The organism is Streptomyces sp. H27-H5 (genome assembly GCF_026627505.1).
Taxonomy (GTDB): domain Bacteria; phylum Actinomycetota; class Actinomycetes; order Streptomycetales; family Streptomycetaceae; genus Streptomyces.
On record NZ_JAPNLK010000005.1, the window covers coordinates 138,732 to 151,454 of the forward strand.

Annotated in this window: 16 protein-coding genes and 1 pseudogene; 7 read left to right on the forward strand and 10 right to left on the reverse strand. The window is 74.6% G+C overall.

What is annotated here, in order from left to right:
* Positions 1–32 precede the first annotated feature (32 nt).
* Complete coding sequence (locus OTB19_RS03770) at positions 33–677, reverse strand: TIGR03086 family metal-binding protein (RefSeq protein ID WP_267796473.1); 645 nt, start codon at positions 675–677, stop codon at positions 33–35.
* 62 nt (positions 678–739) lie between these two features.
* On the opposite strand from OTB19_RS03770, the gene OTB19_RS03775 reads away from it, so the two are divergent.
* On the forward strand, positions 740–1,759 hold the full coding sequence (locus OTB19_RS03775) for a helix-turn-helix transcriptional regulator (RefSeq protein ID WP_267796474.1): 1,020 nt from the start codon (positions 740–742) through the stop codon (positions 1,757–1,759).
* A 163-nt stretch (positions 1,760–1,922) separates the two neighbouring features.
* Here the strand turns inward: OTB19_RS03775 and OTB19_RS03780 are convergent, their stop codons facing one another.
* The 5 genes and pseudogenes from OTB19_RS03780 to OTB19_RS03800 all read right to left on the reverse strand — a co-directional run bounded on the left by OTB19_RS03780 (position 1,923) and on the right by OTB19_RS03800 (position 5,161).
* Positions 1,923–2,579 carry an NAD(P)-dependent oxidoreductase gene (locus OTB19_RS03780; protein ID WP_267796475.1) on the reverse strand — a complete coding sequence of 219 codons (657 nt, stop codon included), beginning with the start codon at positions 2,577–2,579 and terminating at the stop codon, positions 1,923–1,925.
* Positions 2,580–2,717: 138 nt separating this feature from the next.
* Positions 2,718–3,830, reverse strand: coding sequence for a hypothetical protein (locus OTB19_RS03785; RefSeq protein ID WP_267796476.1), 1,113 nt, complete (start codon positions 3,828–3,830; stop codon positions 2,718–2,720).
* Between the two features lie 69 nt (positions 3,831–3,899).
* Complete coding sequence (locus OTB19_RS03790; RefSeq protein WP_267796477.1) at positions 3,900–4,397, reverse strand: hypothetical protein; 498 nt, start codon at positions 4,395–4,397, stop codon at positions 3,900–3,902.
* Between the two features lie 77 nt (positions 4,398–4,474).
* Positions 4,475–5,000: pseudogene (locus OTB19_RS03795) on the reverse strand (VanW family protein); the annotation flags it as partial.
* Positions 4,958–5,161, reverse strand: a complete 204-nt coding sequence (locus OTB19_RS03800) for a hypothetical protein (RefSeq protein WP_267796492.1) — start codon at positions 5,159–5,161, stop codon at positions 4,958–4,960. The pseudogene OTB19_RS03795 and the gene OTB19_RS03800, both read right to left, overlap by 43 nt.
* Positions 5,162–5,391: 230 nt before the next feature.
* Here OTB19_RS03800 and OTB19_RS03805 point away from each other — a divergent pair, with 230 nt between their 5' ends.
* From OTB19_RS03805 to OTB19_RS03820, 4 genes are all read left to right on the forward strand, one after another.
* Positions 5,392–6,399 carry an NUDIX domain-containing protein gene (locus tag OTB19_RS03805; RefSeq protein WP_267796478.1) on the forward strand — a complete coding sequence of 336 codons (1,008 nt, stop codon included), beginning with the start codon at positions 5,392–5,394 and terminating at the stop codon, positions 6,397–6,399.
* 62 nt (positions 6,400–6,461) lie between these two features.
* A complete protein-coding gene (locus tag OTB19_RS03810) occupies positions 6,462–6,992 on the forward strand; it encodes an SRPBCC family protein (RefSeq protein ID WP_267796479.1) in 531 nt (176 codons plus the stop codon).
* 136 nt (positions 6,993–7,128) lie between these two features.
* Positions 7,129–7,791, forward strand: a complete 663-nt coding sequence (locus OTB19_RS03815; RefSeq protein WP_267796480.1) for a GNAT family N-acetyltransferase — start codon at positions 7,129–7,131, stop codon at positions 7,789–7,791.
* Between the two features lie 76 nt (positions 7,792–7,867).
* On the forward strand, positions 7,868–8,383 hold the full coding sequence (locus OTB19_RS03820; RefSeq protein WP_267796481.1) for a hypothetical protein: 516 nt from the start codon (positions 7,868–7,870) through the stop codon (positions 8,381–8,383).
* 63 nt (positions 8,384–8,446) lie between these two features.
* Here the strand turns inward: OTB19_RS03820 and OTB19_RS03825 are convergent, their stop codons facing one another.
* Together OTB19_RS03825 and OTB19_RS03830 are read right to left on the reverse strand one after the other, a co-directional pair.
* A complete protein-coding gene (locus OTB19_RS03825; RefSeq protein ID WP_420716785.1) occupies positions 8,447–9,946 on the reverse strand; it encodes a DEAD/DEAH box helicase in 1,500 nt (499 codons plus the stop codon).
* Between the two features lie 164 nt (positions 9,947–10,110).
* A complete protein-coding gene (locus OTB19_RS03830; RefSeq protein ID WP_267796482.1) occupies positions 10,111–10,605 on the reverse strand; it encodes a MarR family transcriptional regulator in 495 nt (164 codons plus the stop codon).
* 105 nt (positions 10,606–10,710) lie between these two features.
* Here OTB19_RS03830 and OTB19_RS03835 point away from each other — a divergent pair, with 105 nt between their 5' ends.
* Positions 10,711–11,079 carry an HGxxPAAW family protein gene (locus tag OTB19_RS03835; RefSeq protein ID WP_267796483.1) on the forward strand — a complete coding sequence of 123 codons (369 nt, stop codon included), beginning with the start codon at positions 10,711–10,713 and terminating at the stop codon, positions 11,077–11,079.
* 161 nt (positions 11,080–11,240) lie between these two features.
* The gene (locus OTB19_RS03840; RefSeq protein ID WP_053682110.1) at positions 11,241–11,444 is read left to right on the forward strand and encodes a cold-shock protein; all 204 of its coding nucleotides are present in this window, start codon (positions 11,241–11,243) and stop codon (positions 11,442–11,444) included.
* 91 nt (positions 11,445–11,535) lie between these two features.
* Here OTB19_RS03840 and OTB19_RS03845 read toward each other — a convergent pair whose 3' ends face one another.
* Complete coding sequence (locus OTB19_RS03845) at positions 11,536–12,060, reverse strand: TetR family transcriptional regulator (RefSeq protein ID WP_267796491.1); 525 nt, start codon at positions 12,058–12,060, stop codon at positions 11,536–11,538.
* 106 nt (positions 12,061–12,166) lie between these two features.
* Positions 12,167–12,520, reverse strand: a complete 354-nt coding sequence (locus OTB19_RS03850) for a DUF1304 domain-containing protein (RefSeq protein WP_267796484.1) — start codon at positions 12,518–12,520, stop codon at positions 12,167–12,169.
* Positions 12,521–12,723 lie beyond the last annotated feature (203 nt).

Genomic DNA, 12,723 nt, shown 5'->3' on the forward strand with positions numbered 1-12,723 from the left:
GGACCCGACTCGGGGGCTCCGGAGCCGCCCGCTCAGGGGCGGCGGCCCGCCCACGCCACGAGCCGGTCGATCGCGGGAGCGTCCGCGTCCACGTCCGTGACCGGCCCGAAGGGGATCGGCCCGCCGCGCGCCTCGGCCGGCAGGACCCGCCGCACGAGCGCGAGCGCGCGCTCCACCAGGGACTCGTCCCACACCGGTCGCTGCCCGGTCGCACGCGCCAGGTCCCAGGTGTGGACGGTCAGCTCGTGGCTGTACATGAGCGCGCCGGCCGCTCCCGGCAACCGGCCCACGGGAAGCCGGAGTTCGCGCCCCAGGATGGCCGGGTCGGCCCAGACGTCGGCCGCCTCGCGAGCGGCGGACTCCCAGGCCCGCGCCCAGGCCCCGTCGGCCAGTTCGTCGGCGAAGGACGGCACGCTGAAGGGGTCCTCGCCGCGCCCGATCACCGCGATCCGGCGCAGGACGGCGACGAGGTGGCTCGACAGCCGCCGGACGTCGAAGTCCTCGCAGGGGGTCGGGGCGTCGTACTGGTCGGGGCGGACGGCCGCGAGGGCGCGGCCGGCGAGCGCGATGGCCGTCGCGAGGTCGTCGCGCGGGTCGAGTGCGTCGCTTGCGGCGGCGGTGGTCGCGGCGGCTTCGGTGGAAGGGGTCTGCTCGAACGACGTGGTGTGTGTGGTCATGCACGCCATCCTGATCGCCAAAGTGGCCATCTTGTGGCCTGTTTCAGGAGCACAATGACCCCATGAAAGCCGACCGTCTGGTGGCGATCCTGCTGTTCCTCCAAGAGCGCGGTCGCGTCACCGTCTCCGAAGTGGCCGCGGAGCTGGAGACCTCCGAGCGCACCGCCCGTCGTGACCTGGAGGCGCTGGCCGCGTCCGGCGTGCCCGTCTACTCGCAGCGCGGCCGCGGCGGTGGCTGGTCACTGGTGGGCGGAGCCCGCACCAACCTCACCGGACTCACCGCCGACGAGACCCGGGCCCTGTTCCTCGCCACCGGCCCCCTCGCCGTCACCCCCGAACTCCGCACCATGCTGCGCAAGTTGGTGCGCGCCCTGCCCGCCACGCTGCGCGCGGACGCCGAGGCCGCCTCGCGTGCCGGCGTCACGGACACCACCGACTGGTCCCGCAACCCCGCCACGACGGACACCACGCACCGCACCGCGCTCCAGGCCGCCGTCGTGGACGGGATCCGGGTCCGCCTCGGATACGAGGGAGTCGGCAAACCGGCGGGGGTGCGCGAGGTCGAGCCGCTCGGGCTGGTCTCCAAGGCGGGAGCGGAGTACCTGGTGGCCGGTACGGAACGGGGCCTGCGCACCTTCCGGCTGAGCCGGGTCGTCTCCGTCGAGCCGACGGGCGAGCCGGTCGTCCGGCCGCCCGACTTCGACCTGGCCACGGCGTGGCGCGCGCTCGCCGAGACGATCGAGGGCGGGATGTACGCGGTCACGGCCCGGGCCCGCGTCGAACCGTCCGTCCTGCCCCTCCTCGGCCGACTGCTCGGCGGCCGACTGCGGGTCGGCGAGCCGCTGCCCGACGGTTGGACCGAGGTGTGGGTCGACGGCCCGGCGCACCGGGCCATCGCCGCGAGCCTGGCCGGACTCGGCGGACACGTGGAGGTACTGGAACCGCCCGAGGTGCGGCGGACGCTCGCCCGGACCGGCGCCGAACTCACCGCACTCTACGCCGACGACGCACGGCCCCCGGGAGCCGACGGCGCCGAGGCCGACGCCGAGGCCGACCGGCCCCCCGGGCGCCGCGTCGACTGACCGGGCCGCGCGCCGCCGCCCGCGCCCGGCAGCCGAACGCCCGCACCCGAGCCCGGGCCCGTCGGCGGAACCCGCACCCGCGCCCGAACCCGCGCCCGCGCCCGAAACCGAACCCGCGCTGGGCACCCGGGCCCGTCGGCGGAACGCAGGCCCGTGCCCGCGCTCAGTACCCGATCGTGAACCGGCGCCCCGCGTGCGCGTCCCGCTCGATCTCGTCCACGAGGGCGACGGCGTAGTCCTCCGTGGAGATCCGGCTCAGCCCCTCGGCGTCCACGATCAGGTCGTCGAGCCCCAACCGGTACGTCCCCGTGCGCTCGCCCGGCGCGATCAGCGCGGCCGGACTGAGGCTGGTCCAGCGGACCTCCTCCACCGGCACGGTGAGCAGGAAGTCGAGGGCTTCACCATGGGCGCGCATGACCGCCAGGACCGGCTCCGGGACGTCCTCCTGGTCCCAGACCTGCCGGCCGCCGGCGGTGCGCAACGAGCCCGCCCCGCCGACCGTGACCAGCCGGGGCCGGGACGATTCGTCGCCGCCCAGCGTCTGTACGCCGCCGATCAGGGACTTCGCGGCGGCCACGATGGTGCCCGGGTCCCCGGAACCCGGCCCGAAGGCACTCACCACCACGTCGTGGCCCTCGGCCGCCTCGGCCACCGACGACGGGTCGAGGACGTCGCCGCGCGTCACCGCCGCGCCGTCCGGGTCGGGGAGCCGCTCCGGGTCCCGTACGACCGCGGTGACCTGGTGACCGCGCCCGAGTGCCTCGTGCAGCACCCGACCGCCGATGGTGCCGGTCGCGCCGAACAGGGCGATCCTGGCCATGCCCGCTCCCTGGGTTCAGGGGCCCCGTGCGGGCCCGCCCGCCCATGAAACCGAACCCGACCGGCTCCGGCCCGGAAGCCGGGCCGGAGCCAGTCGGATGACGCGCCGCCGGCGGGGTGCCGCGACGCCCGGTACGGGTCAACCCGGGACCGGTACCGCCGCCGCCAGTCGTCCGCCCGCCGGGAAGTGCAGCCGGTCCAGCCTGGCCGTGTACGGCCACTCGCGGACCCGGTGGAAGCACAGGTCGCTCGGCAGCGGAACCTCCCGCAGGTCGGCGGCGTACGCCCCGTCCGGCAGCTCCGCCACGGCCGCCGCGAGCAGCGGATCCGTCGAGCCCGCCCACGCGGAGACCGGGGTCGGACGCGGCCACGGTTCGCCGGTGTTGGGGAACAGCCACTGCGTCACGCCGGTGATCCGCGCCGCGAAGTCCGGCCCGGCGGCGGCCCGGCGCACCCGCCGCACGAGGTCCAGCAGCAGGTCGGCGGGTGATTCCGCGAGGAGTTTCACCTCGGGGTACTTCCGGAGCGCAGCCGGATCGGCGGGCACGGAGACCGCGTACCCCCACTGCCCGACCCCGGGGTCGATCCGGATCTGGACGAGGGCGCTGCCCCGCCCGTACCGCACCCCGGCCAGCGGCCAGTACGTCCCGTCGCCGCCCAGCATCCGGTGCAGTTCGGGGTCCACGTCGAGCTCGGCGACGCCCGGCCGCAGCCACAGCGTGGGCAGGCCCGTGACGGCCACCGAGCCGATCTCGCGGAGCACGACCCGGACGTCCTCGGGGACGGGCACCGACCAGCCGTCCATGACGGAGTCCGCGCTGCCCGCTTCGAGCGCGACGTACGAGGGGAACTCCTCCGCCAGGGCGCGCAGTTCCGCGACCGCGCGGTGCGGGGCGTCCTCGGGCGACGCGTGCCGGCGTACCGGACGGCCCAGGAAGTCCCCGCTCACCACGCTGCGCAGGAGCAGCGCCCGGCCGTCGCCCACCAGCCGGAACTGCACGTCGCTGCCGCTGGTGTCGGCGGTGCCGTGGAGGGTGGAGAAGTACGGTTCCCAGCCCACCCCGCAGGGGTACTCGGGCAGGGCCCGCAGGTCGACGAGGTCGGTGAGCGGGTCCCCGCGACCGACCAGGGCGGCGAGTCCGGTGTCCGGGCCCTCCGCCCCCGCGACGCTGGGGACGGCCTTCACGAACGCCCTGGGTGCGGGTCGCTCGCCGTCCTCCGCGAGCCGCTCGACGAAGCCGGCCAGCCACACTCCCCGTGTCGTCCGCCCGCCGGCCCCGATGCCCGACGTGTCGTCCGAGGCTATGCGCCCGCACTGTCATCAGCGGCACAGGGCCACGATGGACGGCGACACCGTCCCCTTGGCCGCCGCGCACAGCGGCGCCATGTCGTACGAGCGCCCCGGCGCGGGCCGGGCCCCGGGCCGTACGGCCTCCCGCCCGCGGGGCTTGGCGGCGGGGGCGCGGTGTGCCGGGCGGGCCGGCGCGGCGTGCCGAGGCGCCCGCGCCGCGCGGCGCGCCGCGGCCGCCTGCCCGGGGACCGTACGCGGGGGCGCGGCCCGCCCGGGCCCGTCCCGCCGGGGCGAAGGGGCGGCGTCCGGTGTCGCGGCGGCGGGCGCGGCCGGCGCGGAAGGAGCGGGGGCGGCCCAGAACGGCCATGCCTCCACGGCCCGTTGCGGGGGAGCGGGGACCGCGGCGGGCACCGGCGGGGGCGCCGTCCCGGTGCTTCCCGTCGGCCGCACCGTCACGCACCCGGCGGTCAGCGCGAGCGCGAGGACGGCGAGGGCCAGGGGCAGGGGCGGAATCCGGCACGGCTGCATCCGCCCACCCTGCCGTACCCGTGCCCCGTTCCGCGCCCGTCGTCACGCGGACGGGTGAGCGGGGCCGCGGTGGCCGCTCAGGCCCCGCAGGTGACGGCGTCGCGCGGCGAGTAGCGGGTCTTCATCGTCTCGCGCCTGACCTCCTGGCCGCCCTTCACGAAGATCCGGTCGACGGCGACGTCGAAGCCCTCCAGCGGGGACTGGGTCTCGCACTTGGGGCCCGCCGCCGGTGCGGGAGGCCGGTGCCTTGACGTTGCTTCGCGGGCCCTTGACCGCCTTGACCTCGTCGTACTTCCCGGTGCCGAGGGAGGTGACGGTGACCGGGGTGTCGGTGGCCGTCGCCTGGATGTACAGGGCCCGCCCCGTGTCGTTGGCGAAGCGCAGGTCCAGGCTGCCCCAGGCGACCGTCGCCTCGCGGCCCTCCGGGTAGCGCTCGATGTAGAAGGAGTGCGCCCCGTATACGAGGGGTTTGACGCCCGCGAAGAACATCGCGTTGAAGACGGTGGCGGCGACGGCCGAGACCCCGCCGCCCGCCGCTTTCTCGTACACCCCGTTGTTGATCATGATGCCGTCGACGAAGCCGTTCTCCCTGGTCCGCGCACCTTCGTGCCCGCGGCGATGTCGCTTCCGGTCAGGAGCAGTCCGGCGACGTACAGGCCGCCGAAGCCGAGCACCGCGACGCCGCCCGCGACACCCGCGAAGACCGGTGCGGTCCACCGCTTCCCGTCGGCCGTTCCGGGGTCGGTACGGGAAGCGCGTCGCATGTCGGCTGGTTCTCCTCGATCCGGTGAAGTGGTCGGACCGGCGGCTTTCACACGGCCGGTCCGCACGACGGAAGCTATCAAGATCGACATAATCAGGTAATAAGAAGGTATGGATTCAGTAAAGCGGAATCGAGCCATCCGGCAGGCCGGGGTGTCGGGGCGTCGTAACCCGGGGGCTGCGCCCGCTGTTTGCACAACCGGCGGGCCCACCCACGGTGAACGGAGTTCCGATGCCGCAGCTGACCGATGACGCCGAGCGCGCGGGTACCTGGATGACACCCGCGGAGTACGGGGCCTCGCGCGCCACGCTCTGGACCGCGGCCGTCGTGCTCGTCACCGACCCCGACGGACGGATCCTCCTCCAGACCGTCGACTACCGTCCCGACCGGATGCTGCCCGGCGGCGCGGTCGACGCCGGGGAATCACCGGCGGCCGCGGCCGCCCGCGAGATGCGCGAGGAACTCGGGGTCGAGGGCCGCTATCCGCAGGGCCTCGCCGTGGACTGGATCCCCGCGGACACCCCCGGCTTCCCCGCCGAGATGCGCTTCCCCGGCGAGATCCTCCACGTCTACGACGGTGGAACCTGGAGCCCCGAGCGCATCGGGGCCGTCCGCCTCCCGGCCCAGGAGATCACCGGCATCGAATTCGCCGAACCCGCCGACCTGCCCGCCCTGATGGACGCGGGCGACGCCCGCCGCGCCCTGTCCGCCCTGCGCGCCCGCGTCAACGGCGGCGGCCCCGCGCTGCTGGAGGCGGGCCGCCCCACCAACCCCACCGCGCTGGACCGGCTCGGCGCGCTGCGCACCCGTCGGGCCCGGCTGCACGGAACCTGGCACCGCGGCCCGGTCCCCGGCGGGCTGCCGGTGCGCGACCGGGCCGGTTGGCTGTTCGCCCCCGACGGCCGGGTCCTGCTGCTGATCGCCCGGGCCACCGGCGCGGCCCACCTGCCGACCCCGGCGGCCGAACCCGCCCCGGCGCCCGTCCCGATCGGGTACCGCTACGACGAACAGGGCGTCCACGCCCGCGGCGCGGCCCGCCTCACGGCCGTGCTCCCGAGCCGGGACCCGGCGTACGCCCGGCTCCTGGCCACGCCCGAACAGGTCCGCGAGCTCAGCGACTGGGGCCCCGCGGGCCACGAGGAACTCGCCGCCGTGCATGCCGCCCGCACCCATCTGTGCCTGCCCGCCCCGCCGCGCACCCCGCCCACGGAACTCCCCCCGGAGGGCATCCGTTGGTGACCGCCCGGCCCCGGGTCCGGGAAATCCGCCCCCGAAGGCACCCGGTCCCCCAGCATGGGGACATGAGCGACAGCGCGATCACCTACACCCTCTACATCCAGGCCGACCCCGACCGGGTCTGGCAGGCCCTCACCGAGCCCGCCCTGACCCGCCGCTACTGGGGCCTGAGCTTCCAGACCGACTGGGCGGTGGGCTCGACGATGGACTGGATCGAGCGAGGTGCCCGCACCAGCGATCCGGCCCAGGTGGTCCTCGACTGCGTGCCGAACCGCCGGCTCTCCTACACCTGGCACACCTTCACCCCGCAGTGGGCCGCCTCCGCCGGCGTCGGGGAGGAACTGCGGGCCGAGTTGGCCGGCGAGCCGCGCACGGAGGTCACCTACGAGATCGAGCCCGTCGGGGACACCCTCACGCGCCTGACCATCCGCCACGGGGGCTTCGCACCGGGCAGCACCCTCATCGGCATGTGTGGCCGGGCCTGGCCGATGCTCGCCTCCAGCCTCAAGACCCTGTTGGAGACGGGAGCGCCGTTGCCCGAGCCGGGACACGAGGGCGGGCAGGGAGCCGGGGGACACGAGGCCCACGAACGCTGACCGGGTGCGGGGACCGGAGCGCGGACGGGCCGACGCCGGGCGCCCCGACCCGCCCCGCCCGCGTGGCCCCTGACATGATCTCCGTCAAGTCCTTCCGCTGACAACAGGTCTGACGGGCCGGAGAGCGAGCGCGACCATGGGTCCCAGCCTGACGGAGATACTCGACGCGGCGGCCGTCGGGCACTTCCCACCGCCCGACGGCGCAACGACCGTCGTCCCGCAGGAGAGTGGTCGCGACGCGGGCGTCATCGCGTTCACCGCCCACTCCGTGGTGTTCACCGACGAGGATCCGGATTGGGTCCGCTCCACCCTCGCCGCCCTCACCTGCGACGGCCTCGCCGCCACCATGAACCCGCGCTTCCTCGCCGCCCTCCTGGACCGCACCGGCCGCGGCCACGACACCATCGACCTGCTCACCGTCGCCGGTCCGCTCGCCGGCCCGCCGCCATTGGAACTGTCCCAGATGGTCGACCCGGACCACCCCCGGGTCCGCCGGGCCCGGCGCCGACGCCACGACATACGGGTCTGGTCCGCCGACGGCGGCGTACTCGTCCTCGGTCGCGGGATCGCCGACCGCTGGGAGGCGGCGATCGAGGTGGACGAGGACGTGCGCCACAAGGGCCTCGGCCGGGCCCTGGCACTCGCCGCCCGTCACCTGGTCCCGGACGGGACGCCCGTCTGGTCCCAGCAGGCCGTCGGGAACGCCCGCAGCATCCGCGCCTTCCAGGCCGCCGGATACCGTCCGATCGGCGCGGAGGCGCTGCTCCTGGCCCCCGAAGCCGCCCGTGCGGCCCGCTGACACTCCACCGCCGCTCCAGGCCGCCGGCGCCACCCTGGGCACCGGGAGCGGGCGGGTGTCGTGTGGAATGGACGTCATGGGGAGAGCCGAGAACCAGAGGCAGGGGGCGCCGGGAGCCGTCCCCGCACAGCGGATCGAGGAGTCGACCGCGCCCGAGTACCGGTCGTACACCCGCCACCTCGGCTCCCTGGCCGCCGCGGCCGGGCGGTCGGAGGCCGGGGCGGTGGCCGCGATGCTGAGCGACGCGGACCGCGTCATGGCGGAGAGCGCGGTGGTCACCCACCTCGACCGCAGGGCCGCGCACCTGCTGGACGCCGAGGGCTTCCCCGCCTGGGCGCGAGCCATGGAGGACGTGCTGAGCGGCCGGGACTTCCCGGCGCGCAGGCTCCGCGAATGGAACCTGCTGAGGTCGATCACCGTCGATACGCCCTGGTCGTCGCAGGAACTCACCGGCGCCTCCGACTGGTGCCAGCGGACCGCCGTCGCGCTGCTCACCTCGCGCGCGGCCCTCGGCCTGCTCGCCTCGGCCGCCCGTACCCGTCGGGTGCGCAACGCCGCGGCCCAGCGCCTGCGCAAGCTGCCGGAGAGTTGACCCGCGTCACCCCGGCCGCCGGCTCGGTCGGGGTGACGTGTCGGCGGGGGAGCCGGCGTCGGGTCAGAGTCCCTTGCGGACCCGGGCCGCGCGCCGGGCCTCGGCCTGCTGCCTGGCCTCGATGGTCTTGCGGGACTCCTTGCCCTTGCCGGGTCGGCCGGGGCGGGTGCCGATGCCCCGGAAACCGAGGTCCGTCCCGCTGGGCCGGCCCTTCGCGTCGGTCGCCGCCGCGCCGGCGAGCGGCACTCCGGACGGTGCCTTCGCGCCGGTGATCCGGCTGAGCGCCGCCTCGCCGGAGCGGACCTGGGTGATGGTCGGGCGGATCTTCGCGTCGGCCATCAGACGCACGATGTCCCGCCGCTGGTTCGGCGTGACCAGGGTGACGACCTTGCCGGACTCGCCCGCGCGGGCCGTCCGGCCGCCCCGGTGCAGGTAGTCCTTGCTGTCGGCCGGCGGGTCCACGTTGACCACCAGGTCGAGGTCGTCGATGTGGATGCCGCGGGCGGCGACGTTGGTCGCGACCAGCACGCCGATCAGCCCGTCCTTGAACTGTCCGAGCGTGCGGGTGCGCTGCGGTTGGGACTTCCCGCTGTGCAGCCCCTCGGCCCGCACGCCCATGGCGCGCAGGTGCTTCACGAACTGGTCGACGCCGTGCTTGGTGTCGAGGAACATCAGCACCCGGCCGTCCCGCGCCGCGATCTCGGTCGCGGCCGCGACCTTGTCGGCCGCGTGGATGTGCAGCACGTGGTGGTCCATCGTGCCGACCGAGGCCGACTGCGGGTCCACCGAGTGCGAGACCGGGTCCTTCAGGTAGCGGCGCACCAACTGGTCCACGTTGCGGTCCAGGGTGGCCGAGAACAGCATCCGCTGGCCGGCGTGGTGCACCTGGTCGAGCAGCTCGGTGACCTGCGGCATGAAGCCCAGGTCGCACATCTGGTCGGCCTCGTCGAGAACGGTGATCCGCACCCGCTCCAGGTGTACGTCCTTGCGCCCGATCAGGTCGCTCAGGCGTCCGGGGGTCGCCACGACCACCTCCGCGCCGGTGCGCAGGGTGCCCGTCTGCCGGCCGATGGACAGGCCGCCCACGACGGTGGCCATCCGCAGCGAGAGTGCCTCGGCGTACGGGGCGAGGGCCTCGGTCACCTGCTGGGCCAGCTCGCGGGTCGGTACGAGGATCAGTGCCAGCGGCCGCTTCGGGTCGGCCCGCTGTCCGGCCGTGCGCGCCAGCAGCGCCAGACCGAAGGCCAGGGTCTTGCCGGACCCGGTCCGGCCGCGCCCGAGGATGTCCCGTCCGGCGAGGGAGTTGGGGAGGGTGGCGGCCTGGATCGGGAACGGCTCGCGCACGTCCAGGTCGGCCATCGTCTTCACCAGCTCGGCAGGCAGGTCGAGCTCCGCGAACGACGTCACCGGCGGGAGCGCCGGGCTGACGGTCCTGGGCATCGAGAACTCACCCTGCGGACCGAGGGTCCGAGGGGCCTTGCCGGAGCCCTTGGCCCCGGACTTGCTGCCTGTCCTGGCGCCGGGCTTGATGCCGAAACGCCCATGAGCCGACGGGTTCTTCATGCAGAACCTTCCGTGAAGAGAACACAACGCGAGCGGGGAACGTGAGGGCGGACGACAACGAGCCGGGGCCCGTACCCCTCGGTACGGGCCCCGGCTCGTCGTGCACGTCCGCACCGGGCGAAGGGCCCGCGCTTCACGTTTCCCGCCCATTTTACCAGTCGGTCCTATGGGGTGAGCGGGGCCAGTTCCCCGGACCGGACCTGGGCCAGATGGGCGCGGGCCTCCACGGCCGCCCGCTCGAACCAGTCCGCGATCACCGCGACCTCGTCGGGGGTGTACTCGGCGAACACGGAGCCGAGGCGGTCGTAGAAGGGCTGGTACACGGCGAAGATCCGGGCGGCCGCCGACGGATCGGGCACCACCCGGACGCGGCGCCGGTCGCCCGGGTCGGGTCGCCGGTGCGCGTAGCCGGCCCGTTCCAGGCGGTTGAGCACCCCGGTGACGGCGCCGGTGGTGAGGTTGGTCAGTTCGGCCAGTTCGCCGGCGGACAGGGGGGTCTCCCCGGCGCCCAGGACGTGGCCCAGGCAGGTCAGGTCGGTCACGTTGATCCCGAGGAGCTGCGCCACCTCCTGCTGACCGATCACGCCGAGGGCGACGTACTGGTCCATGCGCGAGATCGCCTCCCCGGCCGCGGCCGGGGGGCGGGGCTTGCCCTGCACGCGATTTCTCCTTAGCATCTAAGTAACTTAGCTCGTGAGATGCTTACTTCGTGAGGTAAGTCATCCTGTTCCGAGCCTACTGCCGCCCCTTCCACCGGGAGAATCATGAGCGCCCACGGCCACGTAGACATGGGCCACACCGTGGCCGGCTGGACCGGCACGACCCTCGCCCTGCTGGGCACCACCGGAGCGGGCGCCGCCCTGTGCGCCGCATGGACCCCGGGCGTCTGGCTGGGGCTCGCCCTGGTCGCGGGCGCGGGACTCGTCACCTGGCTCCTGCACCTCGCGGGCTGGGGCAAGCCGAGCGGGCCGCGCCCCGAGTCCGACTGGGACTGGCGGGTCCGCGACACGGCCGCGCGCACCGGGCACGCGAACTGCCTGGGCTGCCGGGCCGCCGGACCCCGGCGGGCCGCCGCGGGCGCCCTCGCGGGGCGACCGGTCGTGTCGTTGTCCGCCGGTGACGGCGGCTCCTGACCGCACGGTCCGGCGCCGCTCACTCCCGCCACGGACAACTCGGCCAGAAGTTCGAGCCGACCCGGTTGGCCGCGCCTGGAGTGTGTCGACCCTGACGGGTGGGCACTATCGAGACGGCCGCACGTGCGGCCCGAGTGGAACGTTGTGAAGGATCAGTACTGATGGCAACTGGCATCGTGAAGTGGTTCAACTCCGAGAAGGGGTTCGGGTTCATCCAGCAGGACGACGGCGGCCCCGACGTGTTCGTGCACTTCTCCGCCATCCAGACGACCGGCTTCAAGGAGCTGGCCGAGGGTGCGAAGGTCGAGTACGACGTCACCCAGGGCCCCAAGGGTCCGCAGGCGGAGCAGGTGACCACCCTCTAGTACCGCTTCACGCGGCCGATCGCCCGCGGGCGATAGCCCCGCCGGTTCCTCCGGCGGGGCTGACGCGTACCCGGAGGCGCTCCCGGTCCGCCTACCCCGCCCGGTGCAGGGCCATGAGGAGCGGCCAGAGCCGGTCCGCGAGTTCCACCGGGTCGGAGCCCGGGATGCGCTCGTGCAGCCAGTCCGCGAGGACGCCGGTGAAGGTCGCGGCCACCGCGGACGCGACGAGGTCGGGGCGCGGGGCGCCCACGGCCTCCCGCTCGGCCCGGGCCCGGGCGCGCAGCTCCCGGTGCAGGCGGTCGCCCAGCGGGCCGCCGCCCCCCGGGAGGAGCAGTGCCCGGTAGAGCGGACCGCGGGCCGCCGCGTCCGCGAGGAACTCGGCCAGGGCCGCCGGCGGCCTGGCCGGGGGGAGCGCCCCCGGGGTTCCCTGCCAGGCGTGGAGCGCGTCGACCGCCGCGTGCACCACGTCGGCGCACGCGTCCACCGCCAGCGCGGTGAGGTCCTCGTAGTGCAGGTAGAACGTCGCGCGCCCGACACCCGCCCGGCGGACCACCATCGAGACGCCCACCTCGGCCAACGGCCGGTCCGCGCACGCCGCGAGCAGGCTTTCGCGCAGCCGCGCCCTGGTGCGCGCGGTCCGCGGGTCCTGCGCGCGCGGTTCCTTCGTGCCCGGCCGCTCGGCGCCGGTTCCCGGGGCGGAGTCCTGTGTGCTCACGCGGGGTTCACCCGGCCGACAGCGCCGCGCCGAGGGCGAGGGCGCCGGGCAGGGCCTGGGCGAACAGGATCCGGCGGTTGGCGGTCGCGGCGCCGTAGACACCCGCGACGATCACGCAGACGAGGAAGAAGACCTGCGTGGCGAGCGAGTCGATGACCAGCGACCAGACCAGCCCCGCGGCCAGGAAGCCGTTGTAGAGCCCCTGGTTGGCGGCGAGCGGTGCGGTGAGGCGGGCGGTGTCCGCGTCGAACCCCGACAGGGCCCGGCCGGGCGGGCGCTGCCACAGGAACATCTCCAGGACCAGGAAATACACGTGCAGTGCGGCGACCACGCCGATGAGGACCTGAGCGACCGTGTGCACGGCTGTCTCCCTTGGTTGATTTCCTGGACAACTGTACAGGAAGTCGACGGTCGGGGGCCCGTGATCGCGCGGCTAGTGCTGCTCCGCGAAAGTTCGTGGAGGGGGGTTCAGGCTTCCTGGAGGGGGCTGGCGGCGTAGGTCCACTTGAAGGGGCGGGCGGTCTCGTTCCGTTTGATCATGTAGTCGTCCATCTTGGCGATGAG